21 protein-coding genes, 1 pseudogene and 1 other annotated feature are annotated in these 23,084 nt (G+C 48.5%); of the genes and pseudogenes, 17 read left to right on the top strand and 5 right to left on the bottom strand.

Features of this window, described 5'->3' with window-relative positions; all coding sequences use genetic code 11:
* The first annotated feature begins 141 nt into the window (after positions 1-141).
* The 3 genes from M3650_RS01960 to argS all read left to right on the top strand — a co-directional run bounded on the left by M3650_RS01960 (position 142) and on the right by argS (position 2,966).
* Complete coding sequence (locus M3650_RS01960) at positions 142-534, top strand: MarR family winged helix-turn-helix transcriptional regulator (protein WP_251571885.1); 393 nt, start codon at positions 142-144, stop codon at positions 532-534.
* Positions 535-638: 104 nt separating this feature from the next.
* On the top strand, positions 639-872 hold the full coding sequence (locus M3650_RS01965; protein ID WP_251571887.1) for a hypothetical protein: 234 nt from the start codon (positions 639-641) through the stop codon (positions 870-872).
* A 56-nt stretch (positions 873-928) separates the two neighbouring features.
* Positions 929-1,194, top strand: a binding site (T-box leader).
* 44 nt (positions 1,195-1,238) lie between these two features.
* Positions 1,239-2,966: an arginine--tRNA ligase gene (gene argS / locus M3650_RS01970; protein ID WP_251571889.1), complete on the top strand. Its 1,728-nt coding sequence runs from the start codon at positions 1,239-1,241 to the stop codon at positions 2,964-2,966.
* Positions 2,967-3,027: 61 nt separating this feature from the next.
* On the opposite strand, the gene M3650_RS01975 is transcribed toward argS, so the two are convergent.
* The 3 genes from M3650_RS01975 to M3650_RS01985 all read right to left on the bottom strand — a co-directional run bounded on the left by M3650_RS01975 (position 3,028) and on the right by M3650_RS01985 (position 5,545).
* On the bottom strand, positions 3,028-3,357 hold the full coding sequence (locus M3650_RS01975) for a hypothetical protein (RefSeq protein ID WP_019425129.1): 330 nt from the start codon (positions 3,355-3,357) through the stop codon (positions 3,028-3,030).
* An 89-nt stretch (positions 3,358-3,446) separates the two neighbouring features.
* Positions 3,447-4,841: a sensor histidine kinase gene (locus M3650_RS01980; RefSeq protein WP_251571891.1), complete on the bottom strand. Its 1,395-nt coding sequence runs from the start codon at positions 4,839-4,841 to the stop codon at positions 3,447-3,449.
* A complete protein-coding gene (locus tag M3650_RS01985; protein ID WP_251571894.1) occupies positions 4,838-5,545 on the bottom strand; it encodes a response regulator transcription factor in 708 nt (235 codons plus the stop codon). Before M3650_RS01985 ends, M3650_RS01980 begins: the two co-directional genes overlap by 4 nt.
* A 222-nt stretch (positions 5,546-5,767) precedes the next feature.
* Here M3650_RS01985 and M3650_RS01990 point away from each other — a divergent pair, with 222 nt between their 5' ends.
* The 12 genes from M3650_RS01990 to M3650_RS02045 all read left to right on the top strand — a co-directional run bounded on the left by M3650_RS01990 (position 5,768) and on the right by M3650_RS02045 (position 19,960).
* The gene (locus M3650_RS01990) at positions 5,768-7,441 is read left to right on the top strand and encodes a multicopper oxidase family protein (RefSeq protein WP_251571896.1); all 1,674 of its coding nucleotides are present in this window, start codon (positions 5,768-5,770) and stop codon (positions 7,439-7,441) included.
* A gap of 360 nt (positions 7,442-7,801) precedes the next feature.
* Positions 7,802-8,791 (top strand): Gfo/Idh/MocA family protein, encoded by a 990-nt coding sequence (locus M3650_RS01995; protein ID WP_251571898.1) that lies wholly within the window; start codon positions 7,802-7,804, stop codon positions 8,789-8,791.
* 26 nt (positions 8,792-8,817) lie between these two features.
* Positions 8,818-9,747, top strand: coding sequence for an aldo/keto reductase (locus tag M3650_RS02000; RefSeq protein ID WP_251571900.1), 930 nt, complete (start codon positions 8,818-8,820; stop codon positions 9,745-9,747).
* A 673-nt stretch (positions 9,748-10,420) separates the two neighbouring features.
* On the top strand, positions 10,421-10,762 hold the full coding sequence (locus M3650_RS02005) for a DMT family transporter (RefSeq protein ID WP_019420380.1): 342 nt from the start codon (positions 10,421-10,423) through the stop codon (positions 10,760-10,762).
* A complete protein-coding gene (locus tag M3650_RS02010) occupies positions 10,762-11,076 on the top strand; it encodes a DMT family transporter (RefSeq protein WP_251571902.1) in 315 nt (104 codons plus the stop codon). Before M3650_RS02005 ends, M3650_RS02010 begins: the two co-directional genes overlap by 1 nt.
* Positions 11,077-11,246: 170 nt before the next feature.
* Positions 11,247-11,822 carry a TetR/AcrR family transcriptional regulator gene (locus M3650_RS02015; RefSeq protein WP_251571904.1) on the top strand — a complete coding sequence of 192 codons (576 nt, stop codon included), beginning with the start codon at positions 11,247-11,249 and terminating at the stop codon, positions 11,820-11,822.
* A gap of 90 nt (positions 11,823-11,912) precedes the next feature.
* A complete protein-coding gene (locus M3650_RS02020) occupies positions 11,913-12,089 on the top strand; it encodes a hypothetical protein (protein WP_251571906.1) in 177 nt (58 codons plus the stop codon).
* A gap of 335 nt (positions 12,090-12,424) precedes the next feature.
* Positions 12,425-13,396 carry an LCP family protein gene (locus tag M3650_RS02025; RefSeq protein ID WP_251571908.1) on the top strand — a complete coding sequence of 324 codons (972 nt, stop codon included), beginning with the start codon at positions 12,425-12,427 and terminating at the stop codon, positions 13,394-13,396.
* A 203-nt stretch (positions 13,397-13,599) separates the two neighbouring features.
* Entirely contained in the window at positions 13,600-16,095 is a 2,496-nt protein-coding gene (locus tag M3650_RS02030) for a CoA-disulfide reductase (RefSeq protein WP_251571910.1), read from the top strand.
* A 644-nt stretch (positions 16,096-16,739) separates the two neighbouring features.
* On the top strand, positions 16,740-17,786 hold the full coding sequence (locus M3650_RS02035) for an SMP-30/gluconolactonase/LRE family protein (RefSeq protein ID WP_285848254.1): 1,047 nt from the start codon (positions 16,740-16,742) through the stop codon (positions 17,784-17,786).
* Positions 17,787-18,233: 447 nt separating this feature from the next.
* Positions 18,234-19,022: a class I SAM-dependent methyltransferase gene (locus tag M3650_RS02040; protein WP_251571914.1), complete on the top strand. Its 789-nt coding sequence runs from the start codon at positions 18,234-18,236 to the stop codon at positions 19,020-19,022.
* A gap of 437 nt (positions 19,023-19,459) precedes the next feature.
* Positions 19,460-19,960 carry a phosphotransferase gene (locus tag M3650_RS02045; RefSeq protein ID WP_251571915.1) on the top strand — a complete coding sequence of 167 codons (501 nt, stop codon included), beginning with the start codon at positions 19,460-19,462 and terminating at the stop codon, positions 19,958-19,960.
* Here M3650_RS02045 and M3650_RS02050 read toward each other — a convergent pair.
* Together M3650_RS02050 and M3650_RS02055 are read right to left on the bottom strand one after the other, a co-directional pair.
* Positions 19,955-20,368 carry a type II toxin-antitoxin system HicB family antitoxin gene (locus tag M3650_RS02050; protein ID WP_019420367.1) on the bottom strand — a complete coding sequence of 138 codons (414 nt, stop codon included), beginning with the start codon at positions 20,366-20,368 and terminating at the stop codon, positions 19,955-19,957. The genes M3650_RS02045 and M3650_RS02050 overlap by 6 nt on opposite strands.
* A 30-nt stretch (positions 20,369-20,398) precedes the next feature.
* Positions 20,399-20,602 carry a type II toxin-antitoxin system HicA family toxin gene (locus M3650_RS02055; RefSeq protein ID WP_251571918.1) on the bottom strand — a complete coding sequence of 68 codons (204 nt, stop codon included), beginning with the start codon at positions 20,600-20,602 and terminating at the stop codon, positions 20,399-20,401.
* Positions 20,603-21,266: 664 nt separating this feature from the next.
* Here M3650_RS02055 and M3650_RS02060 point away from each other — a divergent pair.
* Both M3650_RS02060 and M3650_RS02065 read left to right on the top strand, forming a co-directional pair.
* Positions 21,267-22,144: pseudogene (locus M3650_RS02060) on the top strand (transposase); the annotation flags it as partial.
* A gap of 242 nt (positions 22,145-22,386) precedes the next feature.
* On the top strand, positions 22,387-22,935 hold the full coding sequence (locus M3650_RS02065; RefSeq protein WP_251571920.1) for an AAA family ATPase: 549 nt from the start codon (positions 22,387-22,389) through the stop codon (positions 22,933-22,935).
* Positions 22,936-23,084: the final 149 nt, after the last annotated feature.

Consider the following 23,084-nt stretch of genomic DNA (forward strand, 5'->3'; position numbering starts at 1 on the left):
GAGTTAGAGGTTTAATATTAATCGGCAAATAATTAAGTGCTTAATTATGTATGAAGGGATTGATTTTCCATCATAAAATATGACCCGTTCAAAGAATCCATCATACCCGTTAAATGGTTTCTAACTTCTTATAAGACAAATGTGTCGCTGGTTCGCCAGCTTGAAGAACAATTGGCCCCGCTTGGTCTTACGTTAGGACGGTTATGTCTGTTGTATGCTCTGCAGCAGCACGGGAGTCCGGCGCTGCCCTCCGAGTTGGGGGATGATTTGGCCGTCACGCGCGCCAATATTAGCGGATTGCTGAGAGGGTTGGAACGGGATGGAATGGTCCTCCGCGCGCTTGATCAAGCAGATCGAAGACGCGTACTGGTCTATTTTACTCCGGCGGGGGAGGACATCTTGAATCAGGCATGGCCCATTTATGAGACAACGGTAAGCGCTATGCTGCAGCCTTTGACTACAGATGAACAGATGACATTGCTTCGTTTGCTGCACAAGCTGAATGCTTCCCAATCGGCAGTGAATGACGATTAAACCTTTGGTCGCAGTTGACCAAAGGTTGCTATAAGCTAAATAGTTAAGTGGTTAATTATAAATCAATTAACTAATAAAAATGAACAAGAAACGAGGTCAAAAGAATGCCGACAGGCGGCAAGCCGAGTCACTATGGCGATATGATTTTATTTACGATGCCGCATTCGAGGGTGAGCTTCCAACTGTCCTACAAAATATTCGAGCGGCCAGACTCGGCACGCAATGCGGAGGACGCTTGCTATCCCGACTTGCTTGTACCCGATAACGTAGATGATCGGGTGACCGGGACAGATACGCAGATGGAATTCGTAAAAACGTTGATTCGGGAACCGATTTGAAACGGACGGTTGATTTTTGCAGGCGACTAAGGATATAATGTGAAAAAATCAAATGTACAATGACGATGAACGGGAGAGTACTTAGCACAAAGCCGTGAAGCAGCGAGCCGGGATGGTGGAAGCCGGCACGGTGTGCGGAGGAAGCGGACCCGGGAGTTGATTTCTTGAACTTGTTCTGACGCCAGAATGGAAGTAGGGAAATCCGGCACAGCCGTTACAATCAGGAAGTGGATTTCGAATCGTTGCGTGTTGCATGCAGATAATGATCGATTTGAATTCAATTAGAGTGGTACCACGGACAGGTTCAGCCTCCGTCTCTTGCAGACGGGGGCTTTTTGTATTTTCAAGCACATTGGAGGGGTATGAATGTTGAAAGTAATTGCGGCAAAGGCGTTAGCGCCGATGCTGAACATGTTGCAGGAAGACATCATCGAATCGTTGGAGGAGCCGCCCAAAGCGGACATGGGCGATCTCGCCTTCCCATGCTTCCCTTTAGCGAAGGCGTGGAAGCGTGCCCCGCAGCAAATTGCCGCGGACGTTGTCAACCAGGTGAATGAGCAGCATGCTGGAGAAGGCATGCGTGCAGAGGCGGCGGGAGGCTATGTAAATGTGTTTTTCGATCCGGCTGTGCTGTCAGGCGCCTTGCTCCATGACATGCTTCAACCCACGTATGGGCAGCCCGCTCTCGGAAATGGGAAGCGGATCGTTATTGATATGTCATCGCCGAATATCGCGAAGCCGTTCGGGATCGGTCATTTGCGCTCGACGATGATAGGCAATGCGCTGATGAACTTGTACCGCACTGCTGGTTACGAGGTAATGAACGTCAACCACCTGGGGGATTGGGGAACTCAGTTCGGCAAGCTGATAGCCGCTTATAAGCATTGGGGAAATGATGATTTGCTCCAGCAAAAGCCGATTGAGGAAAGCTTGAAGCTGTACGTGCAGTTCCATGAAGAAGCAGAGCGTCATCCGGAACTGGAGGATGAAGCGAGAGAGTGGTTCCGCAAGCTGGAGGACGGTGATGAAGAGACCGTGCGCCTGTGGACGTATTTCGTGGACGTCAGCATGAAGGAATTCGAGCGCGTCTATGAAAGACTTGGCGTTGGATTCGATTACGTATTGGGCGAAAGCTTCTACAACGATAAGATGGATGCAGTCGTGAAGCAGCTGCAGGAAAAAGGCCTGTTGGAGGAAAGCGATGGCGCGATGGTCGTGCGCTTGGATGAGGAAGGGATGCCGCCGTGTCTCATTCTGAAATCGAACGGCACGACCATTTATCCGACTCGTGATCTGGCTACGGCCATTTACCGCAAGGAAGTGATGAAGGCAGATAAGCTCCTGTATGTCGTCGGCGCGGAGCAGCGGCTGCATTTCCAGCAGGTGTTCACCGTGCTGGGCAAGATGGGGTATGAGTGGGCGCGTGACTGCAAGCATGTGGCGTTCGGCCTAATGACGGTGGACGGCAAGAAAATGTCGACTCGCAGAGGGAAGGTTGTCTTCCTGAATGAAGTGCTGGATGAAGCGAAGGGGAAAGCACTAGCAATTGTTGAAGAGAAAAATCCGACGTTACATGATAAGGAACAGATTGCGGAAGCGATTGGGGTAGGTTCAATCGTCTTCGGCGACTTGAAGAACAGCCGCACGTTATCCGTTGATTTCAGTCTCGACGAAGCATTGCGCTTCGAGGGAGAAACCGGGCCATACGTGCAATACACCTATGCAAGAACGGTGCGCCTATTGGAGAAAGGCTTGGAAACGATGGGGGAACCCGGCTTGGAGAAATACGCAGCAGATCAAGCGAAGGCTGCCGCAAATCCGTATTTGGCTGGGAAGGAAGCTTGGGCCAGTATGAAGTCGTTGAGTCAATACGAGCAGATCATCGCATCTGCTATCGCATCCAACGAGCCGTCTATCCTCGCCAGATATTTGCTCGATGTCGCCAAGCACTTCAACCGCTTCTATAATCATGAATCGATTCTCGTAGAGAACGAAGCGGAGAAGTCGGCCAAGCTGCTGCTCGTCGCGGCTGTATCGCGCATCTTGCAGCACGGCCTGCACTTGCTAGGCATGAAGACGCCGAAGCGGGTATAGCGAGCAGCCCGAACGGGCGGTTGCGCAGCATTGCCGGCAACCGCCCGAACAGCTTCTACATTTATACCCGGTTCGTATACGAAGCCGTCGTGTATTGCGGCTGCGCGTATGCGACATTGGCCGATGTCTGAATCGAATGCTCCAGCTCGCGACACACCTGCGATACCTGCTGCATTTGCTGCATTGCTACTTGATGTCCTTGCAGCGCGGTCTGGATAATCTGCGATGCTTGGCGTTCGCGCTGAGCCAACTCTTCGAGGCGCGATACGTTTTGCTGCTCTTGCTGCAGCAGTTGCTGATACATTTGAGATGCCCGCTGTGTCTGCTGCATCAATTGCTGAATAACTTGTTCGCACTGATTGAGCTGCGAGGACATTTGTTGGTTGTACATGCTGAAACCACCTTTTCTTGTATGTTCATATTCCCTGCCTTATTGTGGTACAACAATCTTCTTTTTATGCGCAGGAAGAAAAGATGTTTTTAATCGGATTCATGCTTGGCCAACTTGACGGAGAAGGCCGTTCCCTTGCCGTGTTCACTCTGCACATCGATGCGGCCTTGATGCAGCTCGACGAGCTTGGAGACGATAGCGAGCCCAAGTCCGGTTCCGCCGTAATCGCGCGAACGGGATTTCTCCACTCGATACATCCGCTCGAATAGATAGGGGAGCTCTTCTTCCGGGATGCCGATGCCCGTATCTTGGACGCATACTTCATACTGCTGCTGCAACGGGACAATGCTTACCCGAATGGAGCCTGCTTGCGTGTAGCGGATGGCATTGTCGAGCAGGTTGATCCATATTTGCTCCAGCCTCATTCCGTCTCCCCACACGAATGCTTGCCGCAGTTCGGTATGGAATTCCAATTCAAGCCCTTTCTGTGCGGCAGCGCGTTCGACCTTGGCCACGGCGCTTTCAACAAGCGGGATAAGATCGATCGCTTCCGGAATCAGCTCGATGCGCCCTTCTTCCATCTTGGATAATTCGAACAGATCATTGATTAATCGATTCAGCCGCACTGCTTCCGACGAGATGATCTGCAAGTAAGCGTTCTTCTCTTCCTCCGATTCATACAGCTCCTCTGAAATGACCTTCGCATAGCCTTCCAAGTAGGTTATGGGCGTTTTCAGTTCATGTGAAATATTGGCGAAAAATTCATTGCGTGATTCGCGCAGCCGCTGCAGATCCCGAGCTAGGTCGTTAATGGCATGGGCGAGTGAGCCGATCTCGTCTTGGGACGTGACCGGGACTCTCGTTCCCAATTGTCCGACCGCAATCTGTCGAGTCGCCTGCACCATATGCAGCAGCGGCTTAGACATGCGGCGGGACAAGACGAGCGAGAAGCCCAGCGCAATCAGGACGCCGATGACACCTGAGATGGCGATCATGTGCCGTACCTGCCCGACAAAGCTGCGCACGCTGTCCAATGACGATGTAATGATGACGCCGCCCATAAATTGTCCGTCATTTATGAAGGCTCGTCCCGATACGATGCATGGCTCTTGATCCGGCGATTCGAATTCTTTATCGATAAGCTGTCCTGCTTTGAGCCGCTTCCATTCCTCAGGGGTCAGAAGCTCGCTTATGTTCTGGGAATGGCGATTCGAGCTGCCCGTGGCGTTGCCATCCCGATCGAAAATATGGATGCCGACCTTCGAAAATTCCGCCATCGTCGAGACCGCGTCCGAGGTCAAGCCGTGCTGCGCTTCGGCCATTTTGAGGAAATGAGCGGACAGCTCCATGACTTCCTGATGGGCCTTTTGGTAATAAAATGAAGTGAAAATCCGATCGGTTACGATGCCGAGCGGGATGAGCACGATGAGGAATAACGACATCATGGAGGCGCCAATCTTGACGTCGACGCGATTCCATTTCATGATGACGTCCCTTTCTGGTTGAACTTATAGCCAACGCCCCATACGGTTTGAATCGGATCGTAGCTTAATTGTGCCTTTTGTACTTTATCCCGAATGTTTTTTACATGATTATCGACCGAACGGATATCGCCCTCATAATCATAGTCCCACAGCTGTTCGACGATCCGATCGCGGGAGTATACTCGCTGCGCATTGGAAGCCAACAACAGCAGCAGCTCGAATTCCTTCGGTGTGAAATCGACGGCTTCCCCCTTGATGCGAATTTCCCGGCTGTCCGGATATATATCCATATCGGGAACATGAATGGCGGGCGTCGACGCAGTGTCAGCATGGCTCACCTGCGCTCTGCGCAGCAAAGCTCCGACTCTCGCAACCAGTTCCTCCCCATCAAACGGCTTGACCACATAGTCATCTGCCCCCATATTCAGCCCGTGCACTTTATCCTTCGTATCCGTCCGTGCCGTAAGCATCAGAATCGGGATGGGCCAGCGTTCGCGAATCCGTTCACAGACACTCCATCCGTCCATGCCCGGCATCATGATATCCAAAATGACGAGATCCGCCGCTTCTCTTTCCATGATCTCCAACGCCTGTATGCCATTATCGGTTTCAATGACGTCATAGCCATTCTTTTTCAAATAGATTCGAATTAAATTGCGCATATTTCGCTCGTCATCGACGACGAGAATCCGTGTGCCCTTCATAGCAACCTCCTTATCCGCTCCTCCTTATTGTAACGCAAAAGGTTGTACAAATTGTATAGGGAATGCTGCCTTATTGGCGCAGCAATGTGCTGTGATGAAGGAGAAGTACTGGTAATGCGCCAAAGTGTGTTGTTATTGCCCAACAGGTATGCCATCTACAACATTTGTACAAAATTGCTTCTTATAATCAATTGTGCATAACAGATGAAAGGATGTGGGTCAATGAACAAACGCACATGGTTGAATATTTATGTCGTCATAACCGCTCTTGCGGGAGTGATCGCCTTATCTGGATGTTTCGCTGGGAGCGATGAAGAAAGCAGATCAGATGGGAAGGCAAGACAAGCAAGCGGGCATGAAGGGATGAATCATGGAGCGGACGCCGCGGTATCTGGCTTGATCGAGGACACGAACGGACGGCTCACCGGCGCAATTGAGGTGTTGGATGGAAGCAATGCGACGCTTACCGCACAAGCAAGCGAATTGGAGATCGCGCCAGGGAAGAAGCTGCCGGTGTGGACGTTCAATAACAGCGTGCCGGGACCGCAAATTCGCGCACAGGTGGGGGAGACGATCAAGGTTACTCTGAAGAATGAGTTGGAGGAGCCCGTATCGATTCATTGGCATGGATACCCGGTGCCGAATGATATGGATGGCATTCCCGGAGTGACGCAGGATGCGGTGCTGCCGGGGAAATCATTCACCTATGAATTCAAGGCGACCATTCCGGGCACCTATTGGTATCACTCGCATCAGGACAGCGTGAATCAGGTCGATAAAGGCTTGTATGGATCACTTGTGGTCGAGGACCGGAATGATAAGGCGGAGCGCGACTATACATTGGTGTTGGATGAGTGGATGAACATGGAGATGAGTCATTCCATGGATGCGACGGATAGTATGGATGGAGAAATGAAAGGAATGGAGCATAGGGAGAAGGAGCAGCAAGGGGATGGCCACGATACTCATGGTGCAGCAGCTTCATCGGATGCCTCATCCGTCCAACCGATGGCAGGACACGATATGAGCATGTACGATATGTATACGATCAATGGGAAAATGGGGGACGCGATACAGCCTCTTAAGGTGAAAAAAGGTGAGAAGGTGCGTTTACGCTTCGTGAATGCCGGATTCCTGTCCCATCAGATTCATATTCACGGACATGAATTCAAGGTGGTGGCATCGGACGGGCAGCCGATTAACAGTCCGGCCCTCATTCAAAATCAGCTGTTGTCTATTGCACCAGGCGAGCGATATGATGTGGAATTCATAGCGGACAACCCGGGCAAGTGGCTGATAGAAGAGCATGGCTCGGAACAGCGAATGAAGCAAATGCGAACCTTTATCGAATATGAAGGAGAGACAGCCGCTGCATCCAAAGACGTGTCTGATTCCTCTGTCATGCACCCGACATTGGATTTGGCGAAATACGGTGAGATGGCGAATGCGAAGTTCAGTTTGAATGAAGCGTATGATCAAGATGTCAAGATGGACTTGAATACCGAGGTGCGCGCAGGCAAAACGGTGTATACGATTAATGGCAAAGTGTTCCCGGATACGGACAAGATCAAGGTCAACAAAGGGGAGCGGGTGAAGGTGACTTTCGTAAATCAGTCTAAGAGCGAAGATCATCCAATGCATTTGCACGGGCACTTCTTCCAAGTGCTGAGCAAGAATGGCAAGCCGATTGCAGGAGCACCCATTATGAAGGATACGCTAAACGTCAATCCGGGAGAAACGATAGTCGTCGCCTTCGAAGCCGATAACCCGGGCGACTGGATGTTCCATTGCCATGATCTGCATCATGCGGCAGACGGAATGGTCACGGACGTTCATTATTTGGATTACAAAAAAAGCTATGTGCCTGATCCAACTGTGAACAATATTCCGGAATAGTCAGGGTATGCCCCAATCATCGGAGCGGGGCCAGACCGTTGAGAAACCCTGTAAGGTTGTAGACGAAACAAACAAGGGTGGAGGTATCCGCTGAAGAGACCTGGCGATCGCCTTTGAATCCGAGTCATCCCCGCATCGTCTCATCCCAATGACTTGGATTCAACAGCGACGGAAGCGGATACGCCCACCATTCTTGTTTCTTTTTCAATTCATTCTGGGTTTCTCATCGGATCGGGGCATTGTCTTTTAGTTTCAAATCGTTATATTCATATGAAAACGCTTCTATAGATTTTGAAGATGCCATCCTCTATAATAGCTGGTGATTAGGGAATCCAAACATTGGCAGGAGGGGAAGACGCTATGGAACAGAAGCTGCGTTGGGGTGTGCTCGGCTGTGCTACTATTGCGATTCACTCGGTTATTCCTGGAATTCGGGCATCAAAGACGGGTGAAGTCGTCGCGATTGCGAGCAGGGATGTTCATAAAGCGCAAGAGAAAACGGAGCAGTTGGAGATACCGGAGGCATACGGCAGCTATGAGGAGCTGCTGCATGATCCGGATATCGATGCGGTCTACATTCCGCTGCCGAATCATTTGCATATGGAATGGACGATTCGCGCGGCGGAAGCAGGCAAGCACGTGCTCTGCGAGAAGCCGATTGCGTTAAATGCCGATCAGGCTCGGCGTATGGTCGAGGCGTGCGCCAAGGCTGGCGTGAAGCTGGCCGAAGCATACATGTACCGCCATCATCCCCGCTACGAGCGTATCCGTGAGATTGTCCAGTCCGGTGAAATCGGAACCGTTCGCGGTATACACGGCACGTTCTCCTTCAATAATGCGGGTGACAAAAACAATGTCCGTTATCGCCGCGACTGGGGCGGAGGCTCCATCTATGATGTGGGCTGTTATCCGATAAGCGCTGCCCGATATATTTTGGGCTCGGAACCGGAAGCGGCTACCGTCCATGCTTTTTTGTCGCCGGAGCATGACAATGTCGATATGATGGCTTCGGGATTGATTGAATTTCCGGATTCGGTTGCGCTTACATTTGATTGCGCCATGTGGGCGGCGTTCCGCAACACATTGGAAATATTGGGAACCGACGGCCGGATCGAGGTGCCCTCCGCATTTATCGGCGATCCGAACTTTATCGTACATACGCAAGAAGGACAGCGCGAGGAAGAAATACCGAAGCTGAATGCGTATGCGCTGCAAGCGGATAATATGGCGCAAGCCATCTGGGGAGAGCAGCCGCTCTTGCTGAATCCGGATGATGCCATTTTGAATATGCAAGTCATTGACGCATGTCTTGCTTCCGCTTATGAGCGCAGACGTGTAGCTATAACCTAAAAATGCGTGGGGAAGGGTGAACCTGGATGAAGATGCTGTCCATTGACGGTCTGGCAAAGCCGGTATCGCAGCTCATTATGGGCTCGGATTATTTTTCGCCTGAAGTATATGAATTAGTCAGTAACAACCTAGATTCCTTTACGGACATCGGCGGGAACACGATTGACACGGCATTCATTTATTGCGGGGGCAAGAGCGAGCAAGCGATCGGAATGTGGATGGAGGAGCGGGGCAATCGGGATCAGATCCGTGTCTGGACCAAGGGCGGCCATCCGAACCAGCACGGACCGCAAGTGAATCGTGTTGCTGTTCGGGCGGAGTTGGAGATAAGTCTGGAGCGGCTGCGCACGGACTATATTGATTTGTATGCGTTGCATCGGGACGATCCGGACGTGGAGGTCGGAGCCATCCTTGAAATGTTGAACGAGCTGGTGGAAGAGGGTAAAATTCGTGCTTTCGGCGGCTCCAATTGGACGTGGCAGCGTCTGGAGGAAGCTAATGAGTATGCTGAATCACACGGGCTGCGCGGCTTCTCGTTCAGCAGTCCGAACCTGAGCTTGGCGAAGGCGCAGGAGCCCTATTGGACCGATTGCATCAGTGCAGATGATGAAACACTCTCCTGGCATAAGCGCTCAGGGCTTCCGATAATGTCCTGGTCATCGCAAGCTCGCGGTTTCTTCACAGGTCGCTTTACGCGTGACAATCGCTCGAACGAGGACCTCGTGCGCGTATTTTATAATGATGCGAACTGGGAACGCTACGATCGCGCTGCTCAACTGGCGGATAAAAAAGGGGTCACGACGATTCAGATAGCGCTTGCATATGTGCTTAATCAGCCATTCCCTACTGCCGCGATTATCGGATCGCAAAACCGGTCGGAAATGGAATCGTGCAAAGATGCTGCTGCAATTGCGTTGACTCCGGAAGAAGTGGCTTGGCTCGATCTGAGAGCCTAGGCTGCAAGCGTATCAGGCAAATAAATATAAATAAGCGTATGGAGCAGATCTGAGAATAGGTCTGCTTTTTTCTTTTGGTAAAAAGTAATATAGGGTCTATCTATGAAATTGCCTGAGTGCAGGGTTCAAGCATCAAGTGGCGATCAATCGGTTTTATCCCAATTACTCAGATTGAGCAAGGCGAGGGTCGTCGAAGTGTTCTTTTGTTCACTCTCCCCACCATTCAGATTGTGGAAGGAACAGCTCAGGAATTAAAGGTATCGGTTTATTTGCTGAGATAGGATGGAATTCTGTTCTTTTTAGAGCGGATCTGATCCTAGCAGTGAAGAGCGATTCACCCTATCAACTGGTGGTTCGATAGATTTTTGTTTACTGAATTAAGGGGATAGTGGACAAAAGGACTTTGTGGAACACTCATAATAATAATGGTTGAATCAATACCATTTATATTGGAAAACGAATGTAACCTCTTGACAGTAAGTTCTTTGTGTGAAAAAATTCAATTAACTAATGTTAGTTAGGTTTGCTTAGAAGGGAGTTGTTTACTTTTGAACGGAGGAAGGAAACAAGTTGTTGCAGGCATAATATCGCCTTATTATAGCGCACAATGAGTGAAGGTTGATTTGTTCCGTAAGTGTAGACAGAATGGGCAGCGAAGAGGAGAGTAGGAATCATGAATATTCATTGGATTAAAGTGTTTATTGCCGCATTCTTTGAAGTGTTCTGGGTTATCGGTCTGAAGCACGCGTATGATGTGTGGACTTGGAGCGGTACAATTATTGCAATTGTCATAAGCTTCTATGTCATGATTATGGCTGGGAGGAATCTTCCCGTCGGAACGGTCTATGCGGTATTCGTAGGGTTGGGGACGGCAGGTACTGTCTTTGCGGATATCGTGTTCTTCGGCGAACCGTTCAACATGGCCAAGGTGCTCCTTATTCTTCTGCTGTTGTGCGGCGTTATCGGCTTGAAGCTGGTTACGAAGGAGAAAGCAGAGAAAGGAGCTGAATCCTGATGGCATGGGTTAGTTTGCTGTTGGCCGGCGTGTTTGAGATGGCAGGCGTTTCCATGATTAATAAATTCCATAAGGAACATACATGGCAATCGGCTGTCTATATGATGGCAGGCTTTGGCGCTAGCTTTGTGTTCTTGGCGCTGGCGATGGAGACGCTGCCGATGGGAACCGCGTATGCGATTTGGACGGGAATCGGCGCTTCTGGGGGGGCCATTCTCGGCATGATTCTGTACGGAGAATCGCGTGAATGGAAACGCATTTTGTTCATCGGCATGGTGCTCGGCGCAGCTGTGGGCTTGAAATTGGTATCATAATTGAAGACACTATTTTCTCAACGGATGTAGTTACAAGCATCCCCTGCCGGCAAGCGATGCTCATGAAGAGTACGACATTGCTGCCAGGGGATTTTTTGCTTGACAAACGCCTAAAAGCTATGTGAAAATTTCAATATAACTAATGTTAGTTAGGCAGCAGGAGGGGGATTATGACCGCGAATCGGATTATAGAGATTGCATTGGATCATTTTGCGGAGAATGGGTATGAGGGTGCCTCATTGGCTCACATCGCAGAGCAGGTTGGCATCAAGACACCGTCCATTTACGCTCATTTCAAGAGCAAGGATGATTTGTTCTTGAGAGTTATCGAGCAAACGATTCATGATGAGCTGAAGCTGCTGCGGGAATTTTGCGAACGGAACCGAGATAACACGGTCCAGCATCAGCTATTCGAGCTCATTGCGCAATATAAAGATAGGTATGATAACGACAATAGCGTGAAATTTTTGATGCGGATGATGTTTTTCCCGCCCGTGTCTTTGCAGGCATTGGTGATGGAGCATATCAACGCTTATTTGGACAAAATGGAGCAAATGCTCGTGACGGTGTTCGAACGGGGAATGGAACGGGCAGAAGTGGTGCAACTGGACGTGGGAACGGTCACGGCGTCATTCATGTGCCTGCTCGATGGCGTGCTCGTAGAGATGCTATTGGGCGGGCCGGTCCGTTTCAAGAAACGTTTGGATGCATCCTGGAAAATATATTGGCTGAGCTTGACCCCATAAGACATTAGAGGCCATGAGTACAAAGGCTTTAACGGTTCGTTCTTATTTGCCTATGAAGGCAGCGTTCGCCTGTGCAAAGGCTATGGCTGGATGATATATTCTGAGCGCCGGAATACGGCTTATCATAATGGAAGCTTGGCGGGATTCCGCTCCACGTTATACCGGAATACAGATAAAGATGCTGTGTTGATTGCGCTGAGCAATCTGGGCGATACCGGTCTGGAGCCGATTGAACGCTTGCAGCAGAACATCGCAAGCTGGTTGTGATAAGAAGGGTGGCATTCATCGGTGAACGGTGTTGGGTGAAAGGAACTGGATGCCGTTCGATAGCGTTAAACATCAATCAAGCCGGTCGTGGGGCATGCCCTATGACTGGTTTTTCTTTTCATGTTCCATGGTCCGCGGTCGAGGTCGGAGTAGAGCAGATCGACTGCTTCATCCATGGAAGAACGAGGATTTAATGGAGAAAACTTATAAAGGAGAGCAAAAACAATGTCGAAACTAACTATAAAATACCATATATGACAATTAGGATGTGGAAAAGCGTTCCTTCTTCAAGTAAAGTGTAATGAGATTTTAAAAATTTGAAGGAAGGAGCGGCTATGAGAAAATATAAAAAATGGGGAATCGTACTGCTGGCAGTGGCCATTCTTGCAATTGGAGGCTTTCTCTTTCGCAAGCAGCTTGCGGTTCTTGCATTCGACATGTTCCTGTCCGAGCGGGTAGAGAAGACGCTGGAACAAACGTACAAACCGATTATCGGAAAAATAGAAGTCATCCGCGAAGAGAACACTCCATTCTCCCTACTGCTGCTGGGTATTGACCAACGTGACAAAGAGGCAGGCCGTTCAGATTCAATCATCTACTCCATCGTGCGGCCCAAAGAGAATCGAATTCTGCTCTTGTCTATCCCGAGGGATGCCTATGCGGAGCTCGTCGGAAAGGACATACAGGATAAAATCGCACACGCATATGCGTTCGGAGAGGCGAAAATGAGCGTGGAGAGTGTGGAGAACTTGCTTCAGCATCCGGTAAATCATTATGCAGCAATCAACTTCACAGGGTTCAAAGATGTGGTTGACGCGCTCGATGGCGTCAAATTGCCGATAACACAAGACATTGTCAATAAACATTGGAACCATGATAAATTCAGAATCGAAGCGAACAAGCCGATTTACAACGGGCTGGAGGCATTGAATTATGTGCGATATCGCGAGGATTCGGATATGAATCGAACGATGCGGAACCGCATCTTTTTGCAAGCCGTCATGGAGCGTACGGTTGAGCTCGACAAAATCGGCCGAATTCCTGAGCTGATGGAAATTGCGGGCGACAACTTCACGACCGATATGCTCCCCAAGGATATGATTGACCTGGCGAAGTCGATTATTGCGAAAGACAGCTTCCCTGGATTCAGCAGCTATATGCTGGATGGAGAAGGCGCGATGATTAATGGAATATGGTACTACATGCTCGATGATGAAGACCTGCAATATGCACGGCAGTTGATCGAGAATTGGCTCGATCCGACGGTGGACTCCGAGAGATTAATGGAGCCGAAGGAAAAAGCATAATCAATATTTATGCTGCACTTATTAACATACATACAGACTATACTGCACGGCAAATGTGTGGGCTGCACCGCTTTCTCAGGAAGGCGGTGTTTTTATATGTGTGGCGTACGCTGCTGTTTTCATGCCGCCATTCCCGATTTGACGGATCATCAGCGATGTTATAATATACCCCTATGGGTATAAAAAAGGAGAGGATGATCCTAATGTCGAACCAGAAGAAAATTGTTATCGTTGGCGGTGTCGCCGGAGGTGCAACCGCTGCAGCGAGATTGCGGCGCTTGGATGAAACGTCCCATATTGTGCTGTTCGAGCGGGGTGAGCATATTTCATTCGCGAACTGCGGACTGCCTTACCATATAGGCAATGTCATTCCGAAGCGTGAATCGCTGCTCGTGCAGACGGCGGAAGGGATGTCGAAGAAGTTCAATCTCGATATCCGGCCATTGAACGAGGTAACAGGTATCGATCGCGAGCGCAAGGTTGTCACTGTACGCAATGTGAAGACAGGGGAGAACTACGAGGAATCGTATGACGAGTTAATTCTATCACCGGGAGCAAAGCCGATTGTGCCGCCAATTGAAGGCTTGAGCGAGGCGAAGCATGTATTTACGCTGCGCAATATTCCGGATACCGATCGAATCAAACAATTCGTGGATGAAGCAGGACCGAAGCAAGCCCTTATCGTAGGCGGCGGCTTTATCGGCTTGGAGATGGCTGAGAATTTGCACCTGCGCGGTATTCAAGTCACCATCGTTGAGATGGCGGACCAAGTGATGGCGCCGCTGGATCCGGAAATGGCGGCGATCGTGCACCGGCATTTGCGGGACAAAGGAGTTCGGCTCATTTTGAACGACGGACTGTCGTCTTTTATGGAGGAAGGCCGCAAGGTTAAGCTGGGGAGCGGCAGAACATTGGAGACTGACATGACGATTCTGTCGATTGGCGTGCGTCCCGAAAATGAGTTGGCGAAAGCTGCGGGATTGGCACTTGGCAGCCGCGGCGGCATTATGGTCAATGAGCAGCTGCGTACGGAAGATCCGCATATTTGGGCCATTGGCGATGCGATCGAAGTGAAGGATTATATTCAACAGACGCCGGCGATGATTCCACTGGCGTGGCCGGCTAATCGGCAAGGGAGACTGGTAGCGGATCATATTTATGGGAAGGGGCGCCCTTATCGGGGGACATTGGGCACGTCCGTCGCGAAAGTGTTCGACTTGACTGTAGCGGTGACGGGCAATAATGAGAAGACATTGAAGCGGCTTGAGGCTGCATACGAAGCGGTGCACATCCATCCGGCTTCTCACGCCAGCTACTATCCAGGCGGATTTCCGGTATCGCTAAAGATGACGTTCAACAAGGAGACGGGGGAAATCTATGGTGTGCAGGGCGTTGGCATGAACGGTGTGGAGAAGCGGATTGACGTGATCGCGACCGCCATTAAAGGCAAGCTAACGGTGCATGATCTGCCGGATCTGGAGCTTGCTTATGCGCCGCCGTATTCTTCGGCGAAAGATCCAGTGAATATGCTCGGCTATGTCGCTTCCAATGTGGCGGACGGCGTGCTGGACGTCGTTCATTACGACCGCATCGACGAGCTCATTCGAAATGGCGCGACATTGGTCGATGTGCGCGAGCCGGTCGAACGCGAGTCCGGATTCATTGCGGGCTCGATCAACATTCCGCTCGGGGAGCTGCGCTCTCGTCTGCACGATCTGCCGGGCAGCGAGCCGATCTATGTCAGCTGCCAAGTCGGGCTGCGCGGTTACTTGGCTGCGCGAATTTTGGAGCAGAATGGCTTCAAGGCGATCAATTTGAGCGGCGGATATAAGACGTACTCGATGTACTTCGGGAAGCAATCGCCGGAAGAGGCACAGGGACAGCACGGGCCCGGCTCATCCACGTCGCAGGCTGCTTCCGATACAGAGCCTCCGCAGCTTGAATTCAGCGGCGAGCTGCAATCCCGTTATCAATTAGATGTGTGCGGGCTGCAGTGCCCGGGCCCGATTAGCCAAGTATATCAAGTGATGCAGAAGGCGGAGGAAGGAGACGTAATCGAGGTGTCCGTTACCGATCCGGCGTTTCCACAGGATATTGCGGCTTGGTGCGGCAAGACAGGGAACATGCTGCTGAAGCAAGTGATGGAGAAAGACAACATCCGCGTCTGGCTGCAGAAGGGCCGGTCCGCCGAGAGTCAGGCTGCGGCCACTAGCAGCGAACCGGAGGGGGAGAAAGGCGCGACGCTCGTCGTATTCAATCAAGATTTGGACAAAGCGATTGCTTCCTTCATTATTGCGACCGGAGCTGCATCGATGGGGAAGAAGGTAACGATGTTTTTCACCTTCTGGGGGCTGAATATATTGCGCAAGGCGAATGCGCCACGATTGGATAAAGACATTATGGATCGGATGTTCGGGAAAATGATGCCGCAAGGACCGGACGCGCTGCCGATCTCCAATATGAATATGGCAGGAATGGGCGCACAAATGATTAAGCGTGTTATGAAAAAGAAGAACGTGGATAGTCTTGAGACGCTAATGCGCAATGCGATGGATCTCGGCGTGGAGCTGGTGGCATGCTCCATGTCGATGGATGTGATGGGCATCCAGGCGGAAGAGATGATCGACGGTGTCACGATCGGCGGAGTCGCCACATATTTGGGCAGGGCAGAAGACGCCAACCTGAACCTGTTCATATAGCGGTCTATTTAATCTAACGGTACAGTTGGTATAGTGGCAGAGGGACAGCCGCGGATGAAGTTCACTGGCTGTGAAGCTCGCATCGGAGGATGCGGGCTTTTTCCATTAATCCCATTTTCTCAAAACAATTAATAAGAACTTTTTCATCTATTCTATTCACAAAGTAATATTTCTCTTGGTAAATTGCTCGGATTATTTCACTGATTTCTTCCGTGTTCATTTCAACTTTATGAACATTTTTAATAAAGAGATTTAGAGGTATATTGTTTCCCCCATCATGCAATGGTGGTTGTAAGTATTTTGCACTTAACGAAGCATATCCAGCAGCAGCATCTTTATGTAATAATTCTTCTAATTTCGATAATGTTTTCGCCCCAAGCCCTCTACTTCGTACAAAAGGATTAGTAACGATGTGATTCTCTCACTTCAATAGGGAATGATTGGTCAAATAAATTTAAGGCCTTTTCTAAGTGAATTAAATTATCATGCGTAATTTCTTCCCATCGAATTATCATAGATTCATCACCTTTTTTATAATTACTCCATTGTATCATAAACTAAATCGGAGATTATCTATTCCTTGTCCAATTAACCTGTTATTTAGTTGATAGAGCAGGCGGGTGAAATGATGTACAGCGTCAGCGCTGCTCGGCGGACCGCTGGCGCTCGTGCGCGCCGGCGACGATATCGAGCTCGATATCTCTGCGCGTCGGCTGCATCTAGACGTGCCGGAGGAAGAGCTGGCCCGACGGGTGACGCTGTGCAGCATTGCATGTTATAGTCGAATGACAGTTGGCAAAAAAGGAGAGATGGGGATGCAAGCGGAACTGGTCGTTGACCGCCAAGCGATATTAGGAGAAGGGCCCGTATGGGACGAGCGGCTGCAGCGGCTGTATTGGGTCGATATTACTGCTCAATTCGTGTTTCACTGGAGCCCGCGCGAGGAAGAGGTGCAGGCGATTCAAATGGAGCAGATGGTCGGCGCCGTTGCCTTGACGGAGGTGGATGATACGCTGCTGCTTGCGCTGCGGGACGGGTTGTACGTCTACCATATGGAGACGGGACAAACGGAGCTGTGCGCTCGTCCTGAGGAGACGCAAGATGAATCCATCCGCTTCAACGACGGAAAATGCGATCCGGCAGGTCGTTTTCTGGCTGGCACGATGAGTAAGATTGGGAAGCCGCAGGCGGGCAAGCTGTACCAGCTCGAGCAGAATGGACAACTGAGCACGCTGCTTGACGGGGTGTCGACATCGAACGGCCTTGCTTGGAGTCTAGATCACCGCACTTTTTATTATATCGATACGCCGACGCTGCAGGTGAGGGCATGGGATTATGAGGTGGAGTCAGGCAACATTAGCCATCCGCGAGCGGTCATCACCTTTGCGCCAGAGCAAGGGTACCCGGACGGCATGACCATTGATACCGAAGGCATGCTCTGGATCGCGCATTGGGGCGGTGGTGGCGTGTCACGTTGGGATCCACATACGGGACGCCAGATAGGTTTCGTAGCGGTGCCAGCGTCGCACGTAACTTCGTGCGCTTTTGGCGGACGAGAGCTGAACGAGCTGTATATAACGACAGCGCGGGAAGGCTTGAGCGAAGCGCAGATGCAAGCCGAGCCTCATGCAGGCAGCTTGTTCCGCATCGTAACGGATGTTCAGGGGATGCCGACATTTCGCTATGGATAATACATCGGCATGAACAGGGGCAGTGAGTGCTGCTTCGTATCGTGACGAATTTTCAGAGGATGCATGCAATCCGCTCCTGATGCGCCGCTAGGGCATGGGAGATGGAATGCTGTTCTTTGATGGTGGGTTGGCAGATATGGATGCAAAGATGGCTTGTCTTGATGGCGGGCTGTCTTTTTTTGATCGGGGATAATGATACAGGGATATGGCCTTCAAAGGAGGGCGTTAGTGGGAGAAGAGATTAATTGTGCAGCGAACTGTTTTCTAGGGGTAATGAGTTACGTACGGGTCTGGCGAATGTATCCGTCACTTGGTGCTTTTGGCCACTCTCCCAAATGCTCAGAGAAGGGAATGTATGTGAGTTAATCGGCATGATTGAGGAATATATTGTGTATCCATGTTGGTATGTCTTATAATGTAAACTCATGACTCATAGGAGGTGTTTTATTGTACCCGAAGTTGTCAGATCCAAAGACCCATAAGGATTGGTTATCTCCCCACTCTTTTGCGTGGTACGCTCAGATCGGCAAATTGACAGGGAAGTATTCTTATTCATGGAATTCCACGATTACGGAGCCTAATGGTGAGGCTCTATTTACAAATAAAGTGTCGCAAATGGTTCGGAATAAAATCGTGCTGGACGTTGGATGCGGTCATGGAGACTTCACTATGCAATGGAGTCCGATAGTTAACAAAATCATAGGTTTGGATGCTACAAGCGACTTCATCATAGCGGGGAGCAATCGCACCCTTTCAAATGTGTCATTTGTTACAGGCAATACAAGAGACAGACTACCGTTTGATGCTGGGGAATTTGATTGCGTTTACAATCGCAGAGGCCCAACTTCAGCTTATGTTGATATAGGCAGGGTTGTGAAGAAGGGCAGACAAATACTTGGTCTCCACCCAGGCGATCGTTTATCGGCTGAGCTGCCGCAACTATTCCCCAATCTTTTCGAACCGCATTCTGAAGGAACTCCCATTTTAGATAAAATCAAAAATAAGCTGGAAGCAGGTGCGCTGGAGCACGCTCAGGTTGAAACCGTGACAAGTATTCAATATTTACATGAGCCCATGGATGTTGTTAAAGTTCGTTGCTTTGGTCAAACGCCTTCCGTATTTGAGATGGTAATCAATGAATGCATGTCTGAAATAGAAAGGATATTTCATGAACATGCCACCGAAAGAGGCTTGCCGACAACATTTGAACATTACATCGTTCGCGCTACGGTTTAAGTTGCCTCAATCTCAATGAGAGTACTGATATTTGTAAGTGAGCGTTTTACAATAAAAGAGGTTGTAATATCCTGTAAAGCACTTATACTAGAGACAAATAAAAGAAATGGTGGGATTAGCGCTTTGATGAATATTATGTTTCTGACAATGGTTATCGGTTAATCTTTTAACTGCATATGAACTGGACTGAGAACCTTACTCTGTATTAAGGTGGGGTAATTTTTTAATGTCACGGTTCATGTTTACTTGTCATGAACCATATTATCATCATTGCTATTGTTTACATTGCTGCGATAGACATGCGTCTATTGGTGGTGATCGTTTACGAAAGGCCGTGGGTGAACTATGTTCATTCCACGGCTTTTTTCTATTCTCATCGAGGTGTACGCCTCTCTTTTAATTCATTAATATGACTAACTAATAGGGGTTGAAGCGAAATGAGCCATGCCAAGCCAAGTTTAACAATTACGGATGTCCACGCGGTACTAGAGCGTCACTGGAGACAATCTGCTGAGAATGTCAGCGCAATCGAAGGCGGGAATTTCAGCAGTGTCTTTTCATTTAAGATCGAACATCGCGATTATGTCATCCACTTCAGCGATGCAGTGGATACGTTTCAAACGGAGCATTATGTTGCCGATATACTCTCTTCTCAGGATGTGCTTTATCCGAAGACATTCGGACGAGGAGAAGATGGGCCATTTAGGTATTGTATCTCAGAGCGGATTAAGGGCAGTGTCGTGGCTGACCTGCAGGCAAAGCAGAAGATTGAACTGCTCCCCGATCTGGTCCGCGTCATTACCGATATGAACCAGATTCAACTGGATAGCACGACGACCGACTTTGGTCCTCTGATACCCTCGGGCAATGGAGCGTATGATGCTTGGGAGAGTTTTTTACTTTTTTTGTTATCTATAAAAGAAAAAGACTCCTCATGAAGAGAAGTCTTTAACACCGAGTTTCTGCTTAAGAGCATCCTGCAGCGTCTGGGAGAAATTAATCCCTTCCTCTGCAGCTGCATCGTTCAGCCATTTCGGGATCGTGAGTGTTTTGTTCACGGCCTTATTGCGAATACGCTCGCGGACGAAATCTGTATTAGCTTGGATGAGAGACACAAATTCACCGGCTTCCAATTGGATAACGTCTGGTTTCGACGGCTGAGGAATATCATCGTTGTCATCTTCCATGAGGTAAAGGTGTCCACCAAGGGCATCCTTCGCCATGTATAGGGCTTCGTCGAGAGTGTCACCCTCGGTTACACAGCCCGGAAGGTCAGGAAATGTGACAGTGAAGCCGCCTTCGTCTGGCTCGCCGGGAGAGAATACAGCTGGGTAAATGTACTTCATATATGTTAACCTCCTTGGGAGAGGCAGGGCTTAAATTAGTCCCGCCTGCTCAAAGATACTTTTTATTGTCTTACGTTTAAGATTTTTCTTGGGGTGTGCAACAGTTACTTTACCCGATTTGGTTGGATGTTTGAAGTGCCAGTGGTCACCTTCTGTATTTTTATGTACCCAACCATCTGCTTTTATTATCTTGATGATTTCTCTTGATGAGTATGCTTTATCAAGGTCGACCATGTTGACCTCCTTTCTAATTCCATCATAACACATGTAATAACACGTGTAAATAGGAACCGCAAATGTTTTTACACGTGTTGATTGTTTGTGGAAATTGAACGAAGATTTTTCATCCCATACAAAAGCCACCTAATATATAAGACGCTAAAATAGCACGGAGAATAAACCCGGGCATGGTCGCCAGCGGCTCTCCATTTCTCCGGTGGAAACCGTGCTGCGTCTACTTACTATGTTAATTCATAACCTTTCTCCTATATAGCCGCTCCTTCGGGGGCGGCCAATTACTTTACGGAATAACTTAGACGAGTGTAAACTTAAGGAAATACACTACTAAGGGTGGCGAAAAGAGTGAGTAATGTTGATGGATTGGTAACATTCAGCCAAAGAGTAGACGATTTATTCGGGAAGCTAGAGGGACAGGAGAATTTTTTATCAGCAGAAGGTTTATCTAGGGGGCGTTGTATATGATTTATATTCGAAAGGAAAAAGGACGCTTGCTACTAGTAATGTAATCTTGGCATCGGATATACCAAATAAATATATAGAAGTTCTTCCACAAATGAGAGTGCTCTACAAATGCTAGTCTAAACATGTACAGAAATGCTTGAATTAGAATGTTCAGATTTGACGAGATGAACCATATTGTCTCAAGGGAGAGATGAGTATGTATATCACGTTGAATGTTCAATCAAATATGGAAATCCGCAGTTTACTAGACTTACCAAAACTCAAATCATTAATGGAGAATCTCAATATGAAAATCAATAAAAGTCAGTTAGCTAGAGAACTGGGTGTGGATCGTCGAACCATTCAGAAATACCTAGATGGGTATACGAGAGCAGATCACGAGACAAAGGCTCGAAGATTGATGAGTATTATGAAATCATTGCTGCACTTCTATCCATAGACAGCAAGCAAGTGTTTTACTACAAGCGAGTATTATGGCAATACCTTACGGACAACCATGGACTGCAATGTTCAGCGTCTGCATTCAGAGCTTACATTGCCCGTAAACCTGAATTTGAAGCCTACTTTAAGCATGGACAGCGAATGCCATCACCACAGGGAACGATTCGGTTCGAGACAGATCCAGGTGTGCAGGCCCAGTTAGACTGGAAAGAGCATTCCCTTTGAAACGAAGGACGGAGAGAAAGTTGAAGTGAATGTAGCTGTACTGCTGCTCTCGTATTCTCGGTTCAGGGTTTATCACATGAGCGTATCTAAATCACAAAGCGTGCTGCTATCTTTCTTAACGGAGGCCTTTGATACCATTGGTGGCGTGCCTCATGAGATTAGATTCTTACAGACAACATGAAGACCGTCATGGACGACATTCAAACGCTATGTGCTCGAGTAAATCAATCGTTCCATCAAGGAACGGGAAAAGTGCCAGTTCTAGCCCTAGAAAAGAAAAAGAACTCCTTACACCCGTTACCAGCGGAGCGTATAAGAAGTTCCTATCGCATACATCATAAGCTTGTAAAGATCAATGCATCGAACATGATCTCCTACCAATCCAGACAATACTCAGTTCCTGCTGATGCTGAGTCAATAATTCTTTGGGATGGTATATCAGAGATCGGCGAAATTGCAGAAATCGACAAGAAACTCATTGAATACTCGTAATTAATCATTCAACTAACGGAGAACAATAGTTGCATAAAATTTATTGTTGAGCAGGCTACCGCAGTCTGCTCATTTTTTTAAGCTAACGGACAGGATAATGGTGTAAGAAGGATTTCCCTGCAGTTAGTGGAATATTATTCCATTGCTAAGGAATTATTGTGGGAATTGCAGGCGGTTCTGGCAGCGGAAAGTCAACTTACTGCGATATTATAGCTAAAGAACTTAAAGATTATCAAGTAGATGTTGTCTCAACGGACGATTTCTATAAAAAGGATTTGCCAAAGATGATATCGCCTGTATCAAATGTGGAATATGACGATTTTAATCATTCAGATGCATTAGACTATAACAAATTAATGGAATACTTAAACAACTTACTGAGAGCTGAAATTCCTCCTGAAGTAGTTATCTTAGAAGGCATTTTCACACTTTACTTTGAAGAGTTAAGAAAAATGTTAGATGTAAAGATCTTTGTTGACCTTGATTCAGATGAACGCATGTATCGAAGGATAAGTAGAAATATGAAAAATTGGGGCGTGGGTTTTGAGGAAGTTGCAACATATTACTTAGATGCTGCAAAACATAGAGAAATAGAATTTGTACTACGCACTAAAAATTTTGCAGATATAGTCATTCATGGTAACCACCTAGAGGGCATATCGAAAAATATTATCAGTTGTTGGATAAGTAGTATGATAAGAAAATGAGTCTTTCCTGAAAATTTGGGAGCCTTCGGTGATGCAACATGACTTAACGATGAAAAGCTTGATAGACCAGGCATTGTCGCGGATGTTGTTTATGTAATAAACAATTATATTCATGCAAAAATGTAGTCACACTTCATTGATCTACGGAC

This window comes from Paenibacillus sp. MER TA 81-3 (assembly GCF_023713585.1).
Taxonomy (GTDB): domain Bacteria; phylum Bacillota; class Bacilli; order Paenibacillales; family Paenibacillaceae; genus Paenibacillus_B; species Paenibacillus_B profundus.